Genomic DNA, 17,643 nt, shown 5'->3' with positions numbered 1-17,643 from the left:
TGTCCCCGGGAACCTTTGCGCCCTGTGGTTCAGGGCGTTCGGCTTGGGTTTATTTCTCCGGGATGCTCATAATATAGTTTTTGGTACGCCAGACAGCGATCAGCATGACCGCAAGACACATGGCACTGATATGATACTCGCCGTACAGAAGGTTGCCGGTGCCAAATAACAGGCTGTAAACGCCTGCTGTCGCCCACAGAGCCGCGATAACACCGGACCGCACTGACTGTTCATCCCCTTCAAGTTCCGAGACCAGTGACGCATCAAACTCGTCCAGAACCTTCTGATCTGTACGTCCTGTAAAGAGCGTGACTGTGATCCAGCCCACAGTCGTGATAGCGACGGAGACGGTGAAAATTTGCCAGTCTGCCCAGCCTTCGGGGCCAAAAAACTGCATATAGATACTGACGCTGAATGAAATGATCATAGCAGATATTTCAGACCAGGCGTTAACCCGGTGCCAGAACCAGCGAACAAGGAACAAGAGGCCTGTCCCTGCCCCTACCGACAGTAGAAGGTTGAAAGCCTGCATGGCGCTTTCCAGCATCAAGGCAAAGACACAGGTGATCGCCATCAGGCAAACCGTCATCAGCCGCCCCATCATGACCTGCTGCTTTGGGGTGGCGTCTGGTTTGATAAAACGCAAATAGACGTCATTAACTGTATAACTGGCCCCCCAGTTCAGGCTGGTCGAGATTGTCGATACATACGCTGCAACAAGCGATGCAACAACAAGGCCCAGCAAACCAGATGGCAGGAATGTAAGCATAGCGGGATACGCCAGGTCATCTTTGATCAGGCTTTCATCCACATGGGGGAGGGCCGTGCGAATACTGTCCAGATCCGGGAATACCACGATGGACGCAAGTGCCACGAGTATCCAGGGCCATGGCCGCAGCGCATAGTGGGCAAAGTTGAAGAAGGTCGTAGCCCCGGCTGCATGCCGTTCGTTTTTGGCTGACAGCATGCGCTGGGCAACATAGCCGCCGCCACCGGGTTCAGCGCCCGGATACCAGGCGGACCACCACTGAACCGCTAACGGAATCAGCAGGAGCGGTATCCACTGGGTTGGGTCGGAAAAGTCGGGCAAGAGGTCCATTTTGCTGATGACGTCCGGCGCGCTTAAAAGTGCGTCAAGACCGCCCACAGATTCGTGGTTTACCGCGTAATAAGCCGCACAAATGGCCCCAATCATAGAAATGACAAACAAAATCATGTCGGTGATCAATACGCCAAGCAAGCCGCCGGCAGCAGAGAAGATAACCGTGACGGTTGCGGCGACAATCACCACAATAATCGGAGAGACATTGAAAAGGACATTACCAAACTTTGTGATGGCCAGTGTCACATTCGCCATGATCATGACATTGAAAAAGACCCCCAGATATATCGCCCGAAACCCGCGCAAAAAGGCAGCGGGTTTGCCGCTGTAGCGTCTTTCGTAGAATTCAATGTCGGTTGTCACACCCAGCCGGCGCCAGAGCTTGGCATAGACACAGGCGGTCAGCATGCCGGTTATCAAAAAGGCCCACCACACCCAGTTAGCAGCAACACCACCCGTGCGGACAAGACCCGTGACCAGGTTGGGGGTATCAGTGGCGAAGGTTGTTGCCACCATGGATGTCCCCAAAAGCCACCAGGGCATATTCCGGCCACCAAGAAAGAAGGAACTACTGTTGGCGCTTGCCCGCTTGCTGACATAAAGCCCAACAAACAATATTGTTAGCAGTACTGCGGCAACAATACTCCAGTCGAAAAGTGTTAACGCCATGAATTTCCCCTCTTAGGTGCTCCTCGTCGGATCGGTGGCTTCCCTTCCGCCAATCCAGCTTTCTTTTATGTCCAGTGATGCGGACAGGCGCAGCATATTTGCCTGCTTGCCAGTCTCCAGTGTGCCGATAGTTTCAGTTAAGCCCAGATATGCCGCAGGAGATGTGCTTGCCATTGCCACTGCGCTCTCCAGCGATATGTCCAGCCAATTAATGCTGTTTCTGACGGCAGAGATCATATCAAGGTCAGACCCGGCAAGCGTACCGTCCGGTCCGGTGCATTTGCCGTCGATGACTTTGATATCTATGCCCTGCAAGCGGAAGGATTTATCTTTTGCGCCGACGCACGGCATAGCGTCAGTTACCAACATCATATGGTGAATGCCCTTGGCGGCGATTGCTGCTTTTAAACTGCCGGGATGCACATGAAAACCGTCGACAATGATGCCGGCGAAACTGCGAGCATACGCAAATGCAGCACCAACCACGCCGGGTTTTCTGCTCTCCATCGGGGTCATCGCATTATACAGATGGGTAAAGCCGCTTAACCCCGCATCCAGCGCGTCCATGGTTTCTTCATAGGTCGCATTGGTGTGGCCCGCTGATACTTTCACACCGCGCTGCACAAGCTTTCGGATCATGTCTGGTGATGTTTGTTCCGGGGCCAGGGTGACGTGTGTCACACCGTGTTTGAGGCTGGACAGAAGATCAATTGCGGCGTCGTCCAACGTGCGGAATTTGTCGGCGTTATGAATGCCTTTCTTCAACGGGTTTAGAAACGGCCCTTCAATATGAATACCTAAGACGCCGGGCACACCCTCTGTGATCGCGGCATCCACAGCCGCGATGGCGGCCGCAGTTTTGTCCAGATCGTCACTGATCAATGTGGGCAGGTATCCCGTTGTGCCAAAGGGACGGTGTGCACGCCCGATTGCCCGGATGGCATCAACAGTGGGGTTGTCGTTGAATAATATGCCGCCGCCGCCGTTTACCTGAATGTCGGTAAAACCCGGGATCAGCATGTCACCTGCCAGATCAATGACGGTATCGGCATCCTGATGGGCTGTTGGGCCAACAGCTGTAATGACGCTGCCTTCAACAAGTAGGGACATGTCTGTTTGAAAACCGACAGGCGTTAAAATCGCCCCTCCTGTGAATGCAATTGTCATTATACTGTCTCTGTCACTTTGTTTAAATGTGGTGGTTTGTCTGGATTATAGCCACGCATGACAGATAAAGCATTGACCATAATGTAAAAACTTTGCACCAGCAAAATCGGGGCAACAGCCGGGTGCCGATCAACAATATATGGAAGATTGACGGCACCATCAAAGTCTTTACCTGCCACCATGACCCGTGCGCCGCGGCCAATGAAATCTTCGACAACGCTGTCGATACTTTCTGCCGTTTGGTCCTCCTGCCGGAATACAAGGATTGGAAAGTCTTGGCCGACAATTGCCATGGGGCCGTGTTTAACCTCGGCCGCGCTGTATGCTTCTGCGTGCAGGCCGGATGTTTCCTTGAATTTAAGCGCAGCTTCCTGCGCAATACCAAAACTTGTACCGCGACCAATGACAAAAAAGTTTCGCGCGTTGGATAGGATTTTTGTCGCAGCAGACCAGTCCAGATCTGCCGCCTGCAGCAAGTCAGTAGATAAATTATCTACAGCAGATAACAGGGGCGCGCTGCGGGACCAGTGCGCAGTGAACTGCAAGATGGCGGCAAGCGTTGCGATGTAGGTTTTCGTCGCAGCGACGCTGTTTTCCGGGCCTGCGTGCAGGGGAATAAAATAATCTGCAAGCGCGGCAAGTGGGCTGTCGGACACATTGACAAAGGCAACAACCAGTGCGCCGGCGTCTTTTGCGGCCTGCGCTGTTGCTACCAAATCCGGGCTGGCCCCTGACTGTGATATGGCGACAAACAATGTGTTGTTCAGTTTCAGTGTGCTTCCATATACTGACCGGACCGAAGGGGCCGCCGAACTTGTGAGAAGACCAACCTGGGTTTCAAACATATATTTCGCGTATGTGGCAGCGTGGTCGGAACTGCCGCGGGCGCAGGTTACAATTGCATGCGGGGGAGAGGCTCTCAACTCAGTAATCAGTTTTTCAATGATGGGAAGATTGGCAGCATATTGATGCGCCACAACCGCACCTGCTTCCCGTGCTTCTTTGTGCATTAAGGTGTCTTGTGCAAAAAGTGTCATGGTCTTTCTAATAGTCCCCGCTTTTATGTCCTGCATACAGAGGTGTGCATCCGGCTGGAAGATTTTCCGTCTCTGCCTATGGACCTCTATGGTTAAGGTTAGATACCGCCATTCAGAAGAATGTGCCGTTTGCCTGTTAGCTGAATACGCAGAAGTATATATGCCCCTGCAGGCTGCATTTCTGTTTTGCAGAACGGTATGCTGTAAACCTCCCAATGCTTTCATACGCAGCACTGACAACGTTGTCAATCATAATGTCAAAAAACAGAACCAAGGGGACATGTGTGGTGCACGCTGGATGTTCAGGCGGGGAGGCAGGAGTTAGCCTGCAGTGCAATCATATCGCATGATTTTTGTGGCAGAACGTCTGATGCTTTGTATAGTAATAAAACCATAGATTTTATGTATATTTTACACAAATATAGGCAAGGTATGGACGAAAGTCTTTATTAACTAAATAGTTTTAGTTTATCTAAGGGCAAGATTTAGGTCTATAGACGTAGGTGTACACTAAGAAATACCTCTTATGATTGTGGGCGGTGGATTTTGTGTCGAATTTTGTGAAACTCATAATGGTTTTCGCCGGGCTTTTGGCGGTAGGTTCCTTCGGTGGGGCCGCAGTTGCGAGTGCCATGCACGGCAAGGAGGTCGTTACATCACCCTCTGCAACAGGGCAGCGAATCATGCCAGACCATCCTGCGGGCAGACAGGCATCTGATGGTACTAGCCCCGAGGGGGCGACGAATACTTCAAGCTTGGGCGGTAAGGCCCCTATAGATCAAGATCCCCCGGTTTTTGATCTCTATGTAGATCACTCGGTTATAGTCACCCCGGATTCAAAGAACATTCAGCAGGTTGCGAGGTTTTTAAAATTCTCTCAAGAGTATCTGGACCGGGTGGGCCTGCGGTACAGAGTGCGGTACCTACCCTGGACACGGATCATGCGGGAGGCAGGAGACGGCAGAAATACGCTGGTCAATGCGCTTATTCGTACAAAGGAGCGCGAGACCGAGTATATATGGCTTAAGAAAATAGAAAGCATGGATTATTATCTGATTGGTGATGCTGCCTTGTCGGTTGAGGACTTGAAACCGATCAATATTTTAAAAGGTAACATTGTTGCGTCCTGTGAATTTAATACGGCACAGTGCGGTATGCTGCAGACAATGGGTTTTCCGGTTAATCGGGTTATTCAGATTTCCAATCTCATACTTGAGAAGGATATCCATCTTTTTAACCGGTTGCGCACCCAGGTTTTTATCTTGCACCAGGATGATCTGCAAGCAGCACAGCGGTTGCCTGTCTGGCGGGAAGGGCCAGAGAAAGCAATTTTGATGCGATTCCCGGATTTGGATATATATCTGGCTGCATCTCGTGCATCTTTATCCAAAGAAGCTGCCGCTTTGCTGACCTCTATTGCAGAGCCTGATTGATCGTCAGATAAACCAGTATAATACCCACTGCATGTAATCTATCTTTAGCGCGTGTGTCTCTGGCCTAAGGAACGCAGGCAGCCTGAGCATCAAAAAAGTCTATGTTTTCAGGTTCGTTTCAGGTTGCGTCGTTACATCTCTCCTTAATTATGGAGAGACAAATGTACAAATTTCATTTGAAAACATTTTGGATTAGTCCTTTGGCGCTATGTGTAGGCGCTGCATTAATGGCCGGTAACGTCATGGCGGCCACAGATTCGGTATCGCAACATGATGAATTGCATGCACCTGATCACGCACAGGTAACCGTTGATAAAACCCTGACCATGGGCGCTGTGATTGATCTGGTTTTTGACCACGTTCCAGAGCAGCATATGGCAAAGGCCCTTGATGCCAAAGGGGATGCCTATAAGGCACAGGCATCGAAGCTTTTTGCCGGGTCACCGGAACTTTCCCTGCGCTATGAGAATGATAGTTTTGCGTCTGACATTGGGCAGCGGGAATACGAAGGTATTTTATCAGCGCCTGTGTGGATGCCAGGGCAAAAGAAATATTCCCGAATTGCCGCCTCGTCGAGCAGGGAGCAAGCCGAACAATATCGTGTCCGTCTGCGCTGGTATGTTGCAGGACAGGTTCGCGAACTTCTGTGGCAGATAAAAATGACTGATCAGTCATACCGTCTGGCAGAGAAAGAACTGGATATGGTTGTTTCCTTCAAAAATCAGGTGGAGCGATCTGTGGCACTTGGGGAACGTTCCAAACAGGAACTTTTGCTTGTAAATCAAACGCTTCTGGAAAAGCAAATGGCCATCAAGGAAGCAGAAAAAGAACTGGTGGACAGCCTTTTGGCCTATCGTTCCTTCACTGGTCTTGATGTAATGCCCCCGGTAAGCAGTGAGACGGTTGCAACGGTTCCTGCAGGGCAGGACACGCCGCCTGTTGCCTACGCTCGCCAGGTGGCAGAAGTGCAGCGGGCTGAGGCAACTGCCGTTAACAAAAAATGGGCAACGGCCCCGACAGTGTCTTTGGGTGTGAAACGCTCCAGAAGCGAATATGGTGTGTCTGCCAGCAATACCGTGAATGTAGGTGTGTCCATCCCGATAGGGGGGCGCGATTATAATGCTAGGGAGCGCGCGGAAGCCGCGAGCGCGCTTGCAGTTGCTGAACGTGATCTAAAGCTGGCGGAACGAGAACAGGCGCTCTTGTTTCATGAGGTAGAGCACGAACTGCAAACCTGTGACCTTCAGGAAAAAGCAGCCAAAGCACACTGGGCAGCGTCAGAGACCGCCCAGTCTTCTGGTAAAAAAGCGTATGAGCTTGGTGAGTACAGTCTAATTGATTTCCTGCGGGTGCAGGAAACTCACCTTGAATCTATTCGTCAGTATGAAATCCAAAAATTGGAATGCGGCCTTGCGGTTGCGCGACACAATCAGGCCAAAGGAGTACTTCCACAATGAACCGTTTTTCTAACATCGTTTCAGTAGCGTCGCTTGCGGGCTTTTTTCTTTTGCCAGCCGCTGGCCTTCAGGCTGAAGAGACTATTTTGCAGATATCGGCCGATCAAATGCGGACCCACAATATAACGACTGCAGCTCCATCAGTTGATACAACGATTTTCAGCCCTGCTTATCCGGCAGAAATTTCGATCGCCAATAATCAGGTGTCAGCAATATCGCCGCTGCATGCGGGGGTGGTCACATCCATGTCCGCGCTTGAAGGTATGCGGGTCGACGCAGGGGATGTTCTGGCCGAAATTGCCAGCCCGGAATTTTTGGAGGAACAGCGTCTGTATCTGGATGCCGTAAGTGCGTTTCGCGCCAGTGAAATCAATTTCCAGCGGGATTTGAAACTGTTTGAAGAGGGCATTATCTCTGAAAAACGCCGTCTGGATGCGCAGTTGGAACGCGATCAGGCCGCGAATAAACTGCGGCAGGCTGAAACCTCCCTGAAATTACAGGGGCTAACGGATGCAGGACTTAAGGCACTGGCCACAGGGGATGCTTTTCATAAAACGCTGTCGCTGAAAGCGCCGTTTGCGGGTGAAATCCTGACACAGACGGCGGACGTGGGCGATAATGTCACGGAAGGTGAGGCGCTCTATACGCTGGGGCAGATGGATGCCTTGTGGGTGCGTATTCATGTGCCGGCCGACATGCGTCCTTTAATTGCCACCGGTGCTGTAGTTCGGCTTGTCAAAGAACAGATCGCAGGCAAGGTTCTGTCGGTTGGACGTATGATCCACGGTGCCGATCAGGGTATTCTTGTGACTGCTGAGATCCGGGAAGGCACTGAAAAGCTTATCCCAGGCCAGTTTACGGCGGCGTCCATTGCGCTTGCAGGTGATGCACGGCATACGCTGAAAGTACCGCGCCAGGCTGTTATCAAGGAAGCGGGCAAGCATTATGTGTTCGTTAAAACCGCCGCAGGCTTCTCTGTTCAGCCAGTCACGCTGATAAGTGAAGAGCCAGACTTCTACGGCATTACCGGAGATATTACGGCGTCCATGGACGTTGCTGTAACGGGTATTGCTGTGCTGAAAGGTATGGTCCAAGGTCTGGGGAGCGAGGAATAATGTTAAAACGCCTTATTCAGTTCTCGCTGGTACAGCGCCTGATCATTCTTTTGTTCGCTGCCCTGATAACAGGGGGTGGCTGGATTGCGGTTCAGGATACACCGATTGATGCTTTTCCTGATGTGTCGACTACACAGGTGAAGGTTATTCTGAAGGCACCGGGCATGACACCGGAAGAGGTGGAAACCCGTATTACGGCACCGGTTGAAGTGGAAATGCTGGGTCTGCCGAAACAGAGCATTTTGCGGTCGATCACTAAATATGCCCTGACCGATATTACGATTGATTTCGAAGAAGGTACGGACATTTACTGGGCGCGTCAGCAGGTCAATGAACGCCTGAGTGCGATCATGGAAGATATGCCAGCAGGTGTGACCGGCGGTATTGCCCCGATGACAACCCCGCTTGGTGAAATGTTCATGTTCTCTATTGACGGGGATACTTTGTCCCTGATGGAGAAACGGTCGCTTCTGGACTGGGTTATTCGTCCTGCCCTTAGAACTGTCCCTGGTGTTGCAGATGTGAACGCTCTTGGCGGACATGTTCGCAGTTTTGAAGTGATCCCGGACATGAAAGCCCTGATGGCCAACCAGATTCCGCTGACGGACTTGATCGCGGCACTGGAGGCCAATAACCAGAATGACGGTGCCGGGCGCCTGAATGACGGTGAAGAAGTGTTGCTGGTACGCACAGGTGGCGCCATTGAAACGCTGGCTGATGTTGGTGATATTATTGTCAAAAGTCATCCGGTGGAACCCGTCCTTGTGCGCGATGTGGCCACAGTTACCCTGGGTGCGATCACCCGTTACGGCGGTGTAACCGAAGCAGGCAAAGGGGAAACGGTACAGGGCCTTGTTCTGGGCCTGCGCGGCGCCAATGCACAGGATGTTGTCCGTGGTAGCCGGGAGATACTGGAATCAATTGAACCCAGCCTGCCGGAAGGCATAAGCCTGCATATCTTCTATGATCGCAGTACCCTGATTGACAAAGCGATTACATCGGTTTCCAAAGCACTTCTGGAAGCGATTGTTCTGGTGTTGGTGCTGTTGGTGATCTTCCTTGGGGATATGCGTGCTGCTCTCTCTGTTGCGGCTATCTTGCCGCTGGCGGCTCTTAGTACGTTTATTATGATGCGCCAGTTTGATATGTCAGCAAACCTGATGAGCCTGGGTGGTCTTGCCATTGCCATTGGTATGCTGGTTGATGCTGCTGTTGTTGTTGTGGAAAATATTGTGACCTATCTGGCGCGCTATAAAAACAGCAATCATACACGCCTGCATTTGATTTACCGGGCCGTGAGCGAAGTATCCGTGCCTGTCACATCGGGGATTACAATCATCATTATCGTTTTCCTGCCGCTCTTGTCGCTGCAGGGGTTGGAAGGAAAACTGTTTGTTCCCGTTGCCATGACAATTGTCTTTGCCCTGTCGGCATCGCTTTTGTTGTCCCTGACCGTTATTCCGGTGATTGCGTCGTTCCTGAAGTTTAATCTGGATCACGAAGAAACCCGACTGGTTAGCTGGTTGCAGCGCCGTTATCAGCCCATGCTGATGTGGTCACTGGATAATACAAAGCCAGTCGCCGTGGGGTCTGCTGTTTTGCTGTTGGTTGCCGGATTCACCTACGCAAATGTCGGCAAAACATTCATGCCTGTGATTGATGAAGGCGATATAATCCTGCAGGCAGAAAAGCTGCCGTCCATCACGCTTGATCAGTCGCTGGAAATTGACATGACTCATCAGCGAATTCTGATGGACCGTATCCCCGAGATTACAGGATATGTTTCCCGTGCCGGGTCCGATGAACTGGGCCTTGACCCAATGGGGCTGAATGAAACAGATGGATTTCTGGTTCTAAAGCCTCAGGATGAATGGTCGGTTGATACGAAGGAAGAGCTGATCGAGAAGATTACCGAGGTTCTGGCAGATTTGCCGGGGGCAGCCTTCAATATCACCCAGCCGATTGATATGCGCGTGTCAGAAATGCTGACCGGAGTTCGCGGCGATATTGCCATCAAGCTTTTTGGTGAAGATCAGGATGTCCTGAACCAGCTTGGAGAACAGGTGATTGATCTTTTGAACGGTATTGACGGTGCAGGTAATGTCTATAAGCCGGCGAACGAAGGCGCCCAGTATTTGCAACTGATGCTGAACCGTACGGAAATTGGACGCCTTGGTCTGAATGTTGAGGATGTTTCCCTGGCACTGCGGGCACAGGTCGAAGGTATTACCGTCGGTACCGTCTATGAAGGTATTCGCCGGACACCGCTTCTGGTGCGCGGCGCACAGGATTTGAAAGATAACCCTGCGCTCTTTAAGGCCCAGTCCATTGTGCTGCCGACGGGCGAAAGCGTTCCAATTGGCCAGATCGCCAGCATTGAACAGGTGGAAGGCCCCGTGTCTATCAAGCGGGAAAAAGGGTCCCGCATGGTAGTTGTGATTGGTAATGTTAAAAACCGTGACCTTGTTGGCTTTGTTGATGAAGCCCGTGCGGCGGTTGATGCACAGATCGCCCTGCCAAGTGGATACTATATTGAATGGGGCGGCCAGTTTGAAAACCAGCAGCGTGCTGCGAAAAGGCTGGGGCTGGTTGTACCGGTTGCTCTTGGTCTGATTTTCCTTTTGTTGTTCTCCACGTTTGGATCGGTTCGTCAGGCACTTCTGGTTTTGTCCAACATTCCTTTTGCCATGACCGGCGGTATCATCGCATTGTGGGCATCCGGGGAGTATTTATCAGTACCAGCGTCCGTGGGCTTTATTGCCCTGCTCGGGATCGCAGTTCTGAACGGTGTTGTGATGATGTCCTACTTTAACCAGCTTAAAGAGACGGGTATGGCCATGATTGATGTGATCCTTACGGGGGCACGCAGGCGACTGCGCCCGGTTTTGATGACGGCAAGCATCGCAGCATTTGGGTTGATACCGCTGTTGTTTGCTACGGGTCCCGGATCGGAAATTCAGCGTCCGCTGGCGATTGTGGTGATTGGCGGGCTTTTCACGTCAACAGTGTTGACACTAATCCTGTTGCCCATTCTTTATCGGTCCTTCGGGTTCAAAGCAGAGTAGTAGGAGCCACTAAGTATGACGACTGTTTTATTATCGCTTAATGTATCTGTTGGCCTTGAAGAGGCGATTGTCGACTGGTTGCTGGAAAGCGCTGATGTTGATGGTTTTAAAAGCCAGCAGGTGTCGGGTCACGGCTCGTCCCTGCATAAATCCTCTGCGCTGGATCAGGTAATGGGCAGGGACCGCAGGGTCGAACTGCAAATTATTCTAGGTGAGGATGCAGCCAGACGGGTTATCAGTAGTTTGAAAGACCAATATACCGGCGCGAATATTTTTTATGCCATTTCGCCCGTGTTGGAATTTGGTTCTTTCTAACGTAACAGTTTTCGCTGGAATCACACGCCGCGTGGTCTTAGTGTCTGATCCATTATAGGAATGGGTAGAACATTGGGGCCAGGTTATGCGTTTGTTGTTGGTAGAGGATGACCCGAAGCTGGGACCGCATCTGCGGAAAGACCTGACCAAGGCCGGCTATGCCGTGGATCTGACCGCTTCTGCTACCGACGGCGAATATATGGGGCAGGAAATCGACTATGATGTCGTTATTCTGGATATTGGCCTGCCGGAGAAAAACGGCATTGAAGTATTGAAAACATGGCGTGCAGCGCATCTGGATACGCCAGTAATTATTCTGTCCGCCCGCAGTAGCTGGGAAGAAAAAGTGACCGGCTTTCAGGCAGGTGCGGACGATTATCTGGCCAAGCCGTTTCACTTTGAAGAATTAACCCAGCGTTTGAATGCGATCCTGCGCCGGTCCCATGGGCCGATTAAAAAACTGACATCTGAGCGCGGTTTTTCCCTTGATCCGGAATCGCAGGAACTGGTTCTTGATACGGGGGCTGTGCACGCATTAACGGGCACGGAATTTAAGCTTCTGCGGTATCTGATGATGAATCCCGGCAAAATTCATTCAAAAACTGCGCTGATGGAACGGGTCTATGATCACGATTCTGACAAAGACAGTAATGTGATCGAAGTATATATCCGCCGTTTGCGCCAAAAACTTCCTGAAGACAGTATCTCTACCAAACGGGGGCAGGGATATTTATTGAATGGATAGGACAGAACAGATATGCGCAGTCTGAAAAACCGCCTGACGACGAATATTCTTATCGTCTCTGTTCTGTTTTATTTGTTCATCATTGGGCTGAATGTTTATTTCTTTAATAGTTTTGGGTCCGAGTTTGTCCGCACCCGGCTGGAGCATGACACCAATACACTTCTGAAGGCACTTAGCGTGGAAACCGCGACAGGCCTGTACACTGTCCAGACCAACGAAATTGACCCCGTTTTTCTGCAAAATCATTCCGGGCATTATTACGAGATAACCATCCATGATCAGACGATCCGGTCGAAATCCATGGGGGATTTTGATATTGAAGTGCTTCCTGTCAGTGACGGTGAAATCACCTTGTCGCTGGTCGATGGTCCTGCGGGTCAGTCGCTCTTGCTATTGAATGGCAGGTACGAATTTGATGAAGAAACACTGCAGATTGCCGTATCGGAGGATTATTCCCCGATTTTTGAAAACCTGAAATGGCTGGGGCTGTTGATCAGTTTGTTATCAGTTGCGGCAATTATTCTTCTTAGTTTGATGCAGCGTTTTGCCGTTGCGCACGGATTGTCGCCGCTTACAAAAACCAAAGATGATCTGGCCAAACTGAACAAAGGTGATCTGCAGCTGATGGCAGAGGATGTCCCGGTGGAGATCATGCCGCTTGTGACAGAGATTAACCAGCTTCTGAAACTGGCTGACAACCGTATTCTCAGGTCTTCCAATGCGATTGGTAATTTGGCGCATAGTCTGAAAACACCGTTGTCACTGCTTGAACATGTGTTGACGTCCGGCGCGCTGGACATCGAAGAAGAAAAGAAAAAAGAGATGCGCGATGCCATCGCCGCTATTCAGTATCAGGTTGAAAGTCAGCTTAGAAAGGCCCGTATTATCGGCCCACTGACGCGGGGGCAAAAGGTCAATATCGCCAAGACACTGACACCACTGATTGAGATGCTCCGCAAGGTTTATGCACGGCGTGATCTGGTCTTTACCCTTGAAATGGACGAAGGGGCAGAATTCTCCGGCGATAGCCACGATATGGTAGAATTGATGGGGAACCTTCTTGATAACGCCTGCAAGTGGGCCAAGGCAGAGGTTGCGATCATTGTAGGCTTGTCAGGGGACGGTACGGTCATAGAGGTTCATGATGATGGTCCAGGCGCAAACCCGCAGGTGTTTTCATCAATGGAACGGCGGGGTGCCAGACTGGATGAATCTGCAGACGGTCACGGTATTGGCCTTTCAATTGTTAAGGAAATTACCACCCTATATAATGCTTCGGTTGCTTTCACCAAATCAGAACGGTTGGGCGGTTTGCAGGTTACAATTACCCTGCCACAGTCATAGACGCTTTCTGCTCCCTACAACTGGGGCAGTGTAGCTGCCGTGATTGAATTCATTTTGCTGAACTGTTTCTTTGGGTATAGTTACCTTGCGGGTAGCAACGGACGGGGGGATACAATGACTGCAGATATTAGACACTCAGCTGGCAGCAAGCACTGTTTATCACTAGATGGGTTTTGGCGCCAAAAGTTCCAGACGGCAGGGGTTGTGGTGCTAGCTTTTGCGGGCATTCTTGCTTCTCCAGTAAAGTCGGAAGCAGCTTCCATTGATATTGTTATGGATACGTCTTTCGCGGACGAAGTTCTGGCAGAGGTATGTTCAAACAAGGAACTGGACCGTGATACCGTTGCGGCATCACCCGTTGTGCAGGATATGCTGGGTCATTATCAGCGGTTTCGAGAGTATTTTACCTTTGATGCCTATTTTGAAGAAAGACAGGCGGCGGCAAACTGTCAAAAAGCTGCGACCAACCATTTTCGTTTTCATCAGATTGTCGACGAACGGGAAGCGATTACAGAAAATCTGCAACAGGTTCGCCGGGTAACGTTCCAGTCCATGATGCCGACACTGCGCAGGTTCAGTCCGTCTGATGCACAGGTGTCGGCCCGTGCCGTACCGGTACTGGGTACGCCGTCTTGTGGTGGGTGGTCCGGATCGGATGCTTTTTTTGTCGATCTGCCGTGTCTGCGCGGGGATGTGTCTGGGTTGAAATATCTGGCGGCACACGAAATCTATCACCTGATCCAGAAAGAATTTATGTATGCGTCGGATGGCAGTAGCTCGGTTGACAAATTTCTGACTGAAATGATGACAGAGGGTAGCGCAACAGCCATTGTCGATTTTGAACAGATTAAAAAGCCTGGCCCCTACAGCCAGATGAATTTACGCCAGAAAAAGACCAATGACCGTCGGATGCCGATTAATTTTGATCTGTTGAATATCGCGGTCAGTCAAATGCAGGCAAATCCGGACGAAGAAACCTACCGGCACCTTTACACGATAGGTATGTCCGGCGCGTATGACGCCCCGATGTACGGTGTTGGGCGCGTCGTTTTCGCCACGGTTGTGAACCATGTGGACAGCAAGACCCTTTTATGCCTGATGAAAAATGACCCGGCTGACATGTTGCTGACATATCAGGGCCTGGCGGATAGGGATACACGGTTCAAAGGATTTGGCCCGGCTGTTCTTGAATATCTGAACAACCGGGATTTCACACCCTGTAAGTCTTAGGCGGACATTTGGCCGTGATAGCCTAGAGGCTTCAGGATACGGTTTTTCCGCTTTTGGGTTTTTTGGCTTTAGCGATTGGACTTGTAATGACGTGATTTTCGATGTGCTGGATAATAGCATCCGCCACATCAATGCCAGATGTCTTTTCAATGCCTTCAAGACCTGGAGAACTGTTAATTTCCAAAACTTTCGGGCCGGATTCTGCACGTATCAGGTCAACACCGGCTACCTTCAGCCCCATGGCTTTGCTAGCCTTGAGGGCAAGGGAGCGTTCTTCCTTGGTGATCCGTACTTTTTTCGCAGATCCACCGGCATGCAGGTTTGACCGGAAGTCATCGTCACCTGCTACCCGCATCATGGATGCCACGACTTTCTTGCCGACGACAAAGCACCGAAGGTCTGAGCCTGCGGCTTCCTTCACAAATTCCTGGGCAATGAAGTTTGCTTCCAGATTCTGGAAGGCGCTGATCACCGCAGAAGCAGCTTTTTTCGTTTCTGCAAGCACCACGCCTTTGCCCTGCGTGCTTTCCAGCAGCTTCAGGACAGTCGGTGCACCGCCAACCAGATCAATCAGGCTGTTGGTGTCCTTGGGCGAATTTGCAAACGCCGTTGTTGGCATTGGAATGCGGTGCCGGGCTAAAATCTGATGTGCTGCCAGCTTATCCCGCGACATGCCGATCGCATCTGCCGTGTTCACGCAGTACGTGCCCATGGCTTCAAACTGTCGGACAACTGCCATGCCGTAGAAGGTTAGCGACGCCCCAATTCGCGGGATGACCGCATCATAGTACGGCAGTGGTTTGCCGTCGTAATGTACGTTGGGACTATGGCTTTGAATATTCAGGTAACAGCGTTTTGTGTCGATCAGTTCAACTTCATGATCATGGGCTTCTGCAGCTTCGACCAGGCGCCGCGTTGAATAAATAGAGGGTGCCCTTGTCAGAATGGCGATACGTAGCGGCCTTTTGATGGGCACAGATTTTTTGTGTTTGGCATACAGGTCGTAGGAAAGTGTCGGCTGCAAAAAGCTTTCGTCAGGTTTGACGGTAATACCTTCAAGTGCAGTTCGCCCCAGAAGCATCCGGTAGGACATACCTTCCCGGTTAGCAAGGGTGACTTCGATGTCCCATGTCTGATCGCCCAGAGTGATTGGCGTCTTGATTACATAGCGCAGTTCGGTTTGACCGTTGGAGGAGGTTACTTCACGTTTATCAATCACGGGAGCCGAACAAAAAACCTCGATTTCCGGTTTTTCTGGAATAGGGTGAATGCCAAATCGGACTTTGGGATTTTTTTCACTGCCGAATGGTTGAATGTTAAAAGCATGCAGCGATGATGTGCGTGCGCCGGTATCCGTTTTAACTTTCAGGGCAGGAATGCCCAGTGAAGGCAACGATACCCATTCTTCCCAACCTACTGAATTTGTTGTCATCTTTACTTCCCTGAACGTGATCTGTAAAAAGATTGGTGGCAATAGCATTAAACCTGCAGGAATGTCACCAAGGAATATCAAGTAACAGGATTTCCTGTTAATGTCCAAAAACTCCCGCATATTCATAAGGGTGCGAGACACAAATATGACGCAAACGACTAAAACGAGAGACGCTTTTAAAATTGGTACGGAATCCGTCAAACCGGGCACCCGCAAGACGGTTCATCTACCGGTCAGCACCAGCCATGATCTGTCGTCTATTTCCTTGCCGGTCCATGTTATTCATGGCCGACGTCCGGGGCCAACGGTGTTTGTCAGCGGTGCAGTCCACGGGGACGAGATCATTGGGGTGGAGGTTATTCGCCGCCTTTTGAACACGAAAAATATTGATGGCTTACGCGGGACCTTGTTGGCGGTTCCGGTGGTGAATTCCTTTGGGTTTGCGAACCATAGCAGGTACCTGCCTGACAGGCGCGACCTGAACCGGTGCTTTCCCGGTAATACGACAGGGTCGCTTGCCGGTCGTCTTGCGCATATTTTCATGAAAGAAGTAGTGGAGCGCTGTGATGTTGGTATTGATATTCATTCGGCTGCTATACACCGCGAGAATTTACCTCAGATCCGGGTTACACCGTCCAGTCTGAATACAATGAAACTGGCACAGGCGTTCGAAGCACCACTGATTTTAACGTCAGCACTGAAAGAAGGCTCGCTCAGGAAAGCCGCACACCAGAAAAAAGTTGATATTCTTCTTTTTGAAGCAGGGGAAGCACTCCGGTTTGATGAATTTGCGGTAAGAATTGGCTTCAGCGGTGTAATGAAGGTTTTACGCGCGCTTGAGATGATCCCGAAAAGCAAGGCACCCAAACATAAGATCAACCCCATACTGTCGACCTCCAGTTTTTGGGTGCGCTCGCCTGCAGGTGGACTACTGAGAACATACCGGTCTCTTGGCGATGTGGTGGAAAAAGGTGATTTGCTTGGTCTGTTGTCTGACACGATGGGCAAGGTCGAGACCGAGATCAACGCCACAGAGGCCGGCGTCATTATTGGCCGGACAAATTTACCAATGGTGCATGAAGGGGATGCGATCTTCCACGTGGCGAAAGTCGCCAAACAGACCGCAGATCATGTCAGTCTGGAGGAATTGGAAGAAGGATTACACCGCGAGCCCCTTTTTGATGAAGACGAGATAATCTAGGGGGATTAATCGTGACGCCGGGATGGCTCGCGGTGCTGCAGGGGTAGAAAACGACACCGGGGGCTGGCATTGAACCCGGTGCCGTATAGCTTTTTCAGGTAAGTTCGCAGCGTTCAGAGGTTAAAAACCGAAAGATTCATCCCGTCTGTTCCGGTAGCGGCGTGCTTGCTTCCGAGATTTTGCCCGACCCATAAATGGATTGTCGGAATAGTCCTCGGCATCTCCACGCTGATTTCTGCGCTGATTGCGCCGATGGTTATCGGCAGTCATCCAATCAGAATAGTCATCACGATCGTACGGGTCAGATAAATTGTTATAATCGCTCATAATC

The 17,643-nt window shown here is 50.9% G+C and carries 14 protein-coding genes; 9 read left to right on the top strand and 5 right to left on the bottom strand.

The genetic code is table 11. The features are described 5' to 3' along the window. Positions 1-49: 49 nt before the first annotated feature. The 3 genes from IE181_RS02400 to IE181_RS02390 are packed head-to-tail and all read right to left on the bottom strand — an operon-like array spanning position 50 to position 3,975. Positions 50-1,771 (bottom strand): sodium:solute symporter family protein, encoded by a 1,722-nt coding sequence (locus IE181_RS02400; protein ID WP_191249955.1) that lies wholly within the window; start codon positions 1,769-1,771, stop codon positions 50-52. 12 nt (positions 1,772-1,783) lie between these two features. After that, complete coding sequence (gene nagA / locus IE181_RS02395) at positions 1,784-2,938, bottom strand: N-acetylglucosamine-6-phosphate deacetylase (RefSeq protein ID WP_191249954.1); 1,155 nt, start codon at positions 2,936-2,938, stop codon at positions 1,784-1,786. Further along, complete coding sequence (locus IE181_RS02390) at positions 2,938-3,975, bottom strand: SIS domain-containing protein (RefSeq protein ID WP_191249953.1); 1,038 nt, start codon at positions 3,973-3,975, stop codon at positions 2,938-2,940. The genes nagA and IE181_RS02390 overlap by 1 nt, the downstream gene beginning before the upstream one ends. Positions 3,976-4,523: 548 nt before the next feature. On the opposite strand from IE181_RS02390, the gene IE181_RS02385 reads away from it, so the two are divergent. The 8 genes from IE181_RS02385 to IE181_RS02350 all read left to right on the top strand — a co-directional run bounded on the left by IE181_RS02385 (position 4,524) and on the right by IE181_RS02350 (position 14,679). Further along, positions 4,524-5,408 carry a hypothetical protein gene (locus tag IE181_RS02385; RefSeq protein WP_191249952.1) on the top strand — a complete coding sequence of 295 codons (885 nt, stop codon included), beginning with the start codon at positions 4,524-4,526 and terminating at the stop codon, positions 5,406-5,408. Positions 5,409-5,569: 161 nt separating this feature from the next. Beyond that, the gene (locus IE181_RS02380; RefSeq protein ID WP_191249951.1) at positions 5,570-6,865 is read left to right on the top strand and encodes a TolC family protein; all 1,296 of its coding nucleotides are present in this window, start codon (positions 5,570-5,572) and stop codon (positions 6,863-6,865) included. Continuing rightward, the gene (locus IE181_RS02375) at positions 6,862-7,980 is read left to right on the top strand and encodes an efflux RND transporter periplasmic adaptor subunit (protein WP_191249950.1); all 1,119 of its coding nucleotides are present in this window, start codon (positions 6,862-6,864) and stop codon (positions 7,978-7,980) included. Before IE181_RS02380 ends, IE181_RS02375 begins: the two co-directional genes overlap by 4 nt. Further along, positions 7,980-11,045: an efflux RND transporter permease subunit gene (locus tag IE181_RS02370; protein ID WP_191249949.1), complete on the top strand. Its 3,066-nt coding sequence runs from the start codon at positions 7,980-7,982 to the stop codon at positions 11,043-11,045. The genes IE181_RS02375 and IE181_RS02370 overlap by 1 nt, the downstream gene beginning before the upstream one ends. Positions 11,046-11,060: 15 nt before the next feature. After that, the gene (locus IE181_RS02365) at positions 11,061-11,360 is read left to right on the top strand and encodes a DUF3240 family protein (RefSeq protein WP_191249948.1); all 300 of its coding nucleotides are present in this window, start codon (positions 11,061-11,063) and stop codon (positions 11,358-11,360) included. Between the two features lie 85 nt (positions 11,361-11,445). Further along, positions 11,446-12,105, top strand: coding sequence for a response regulator transcription factor (locus IE181_RS02360; RefSeq protein WP_191249947.1), 660 nt, complete (start codon positions 11,446-11,448; stop codon positions 12,103-12,105). 12 nt (positions 12,106-12,117) lie between these two features. Beyond that, complete coding sequence (locus IE181_RS02355) at positions 12,118-13,449, top strand: ATP-binding protein (RefSeq protein WP_191249946.1); 1,332 nt, start codon at positions 12,118-12,120, stop codon at positions 13,447-13,449. Between the two features lie 114 nt (positions 13,450-13,563). Then, positions 13,564-14,679, top strand: coding sequence for a DUF5700 domain-containing putative Zn-dependent protease (locus tag IE181_RS02350; protein ID WP_191249945.1), 1,116 nt, complete (start codon positions 13,564-13,566; stop codon positions 14,677-14,679). Positions 14,680-14,710: 31 nt separating this feature from the next. On the opposite strand, the gene rimK is transcribed toward IE181_RS02350, so the two are convergent. Beyond that, positions 14,711-16,111, bottom strand: a complete 1,401-nt coding sequence (gene rimK, locus IE181_RS02345; RefSeq protein ID WP_191249944.1) for a 30S ribosomal protein S6--L-glutamate ligase — start codon at positions 16,109-16,111, stop codon at positions 14,711-14,713. A 145-nt stretch (positions 16,112-16,256) separates the two neighbouring features. Here rimK and IE181_RS02340 point away from each other — a divergent pair, with 145 nt between their 5' ends. Beyond that, the gene (locus IE181_RS02340) at positions 16,257-17,312 is read left to right on the top strand and encodes a succinylglutamate desuccinylase/aspartoacylase family protein (RefSeq protein WP_191249943.1); all 1,056 of its coding nucleotides are present in this window, start codon (positions 16,257-16,259) and stop codon (positions 17,310-17,312) included. Positions 17,313-17,432: 120 nt separating this feature from the next. Here the strand turns inward: IE181_RS02340 and IE181_RS02335 are convergent, their stop codons facing one another. Beyond that, positions 17,433-17,639, bottom strand: a complete 207-nt coding sequence (locus tag IE181_RS02335; protein WP_191249942.1) for a hypothetical protein — start codon at positions 17,637-17,639, stop codon at positions 17,433-17,435. Between the last annotated feature and the right edge of the window lie 4 nt (positions 17,640-17,643).

The sequence above is a fragment of the Kordiimonas sediminis genome (assembly GCF_014656395.1).
Classification (GTDB): Bacteria; Pseudomonadota; Alphaproteobacteria; order Sphingomonadales; family Kordiimonadaceae; genus Kordiimonas_A; species Kordiimonas_A sediminis.
This window is presented reverse-complemented; position numbering and strand designations above follow the sequence as displayed.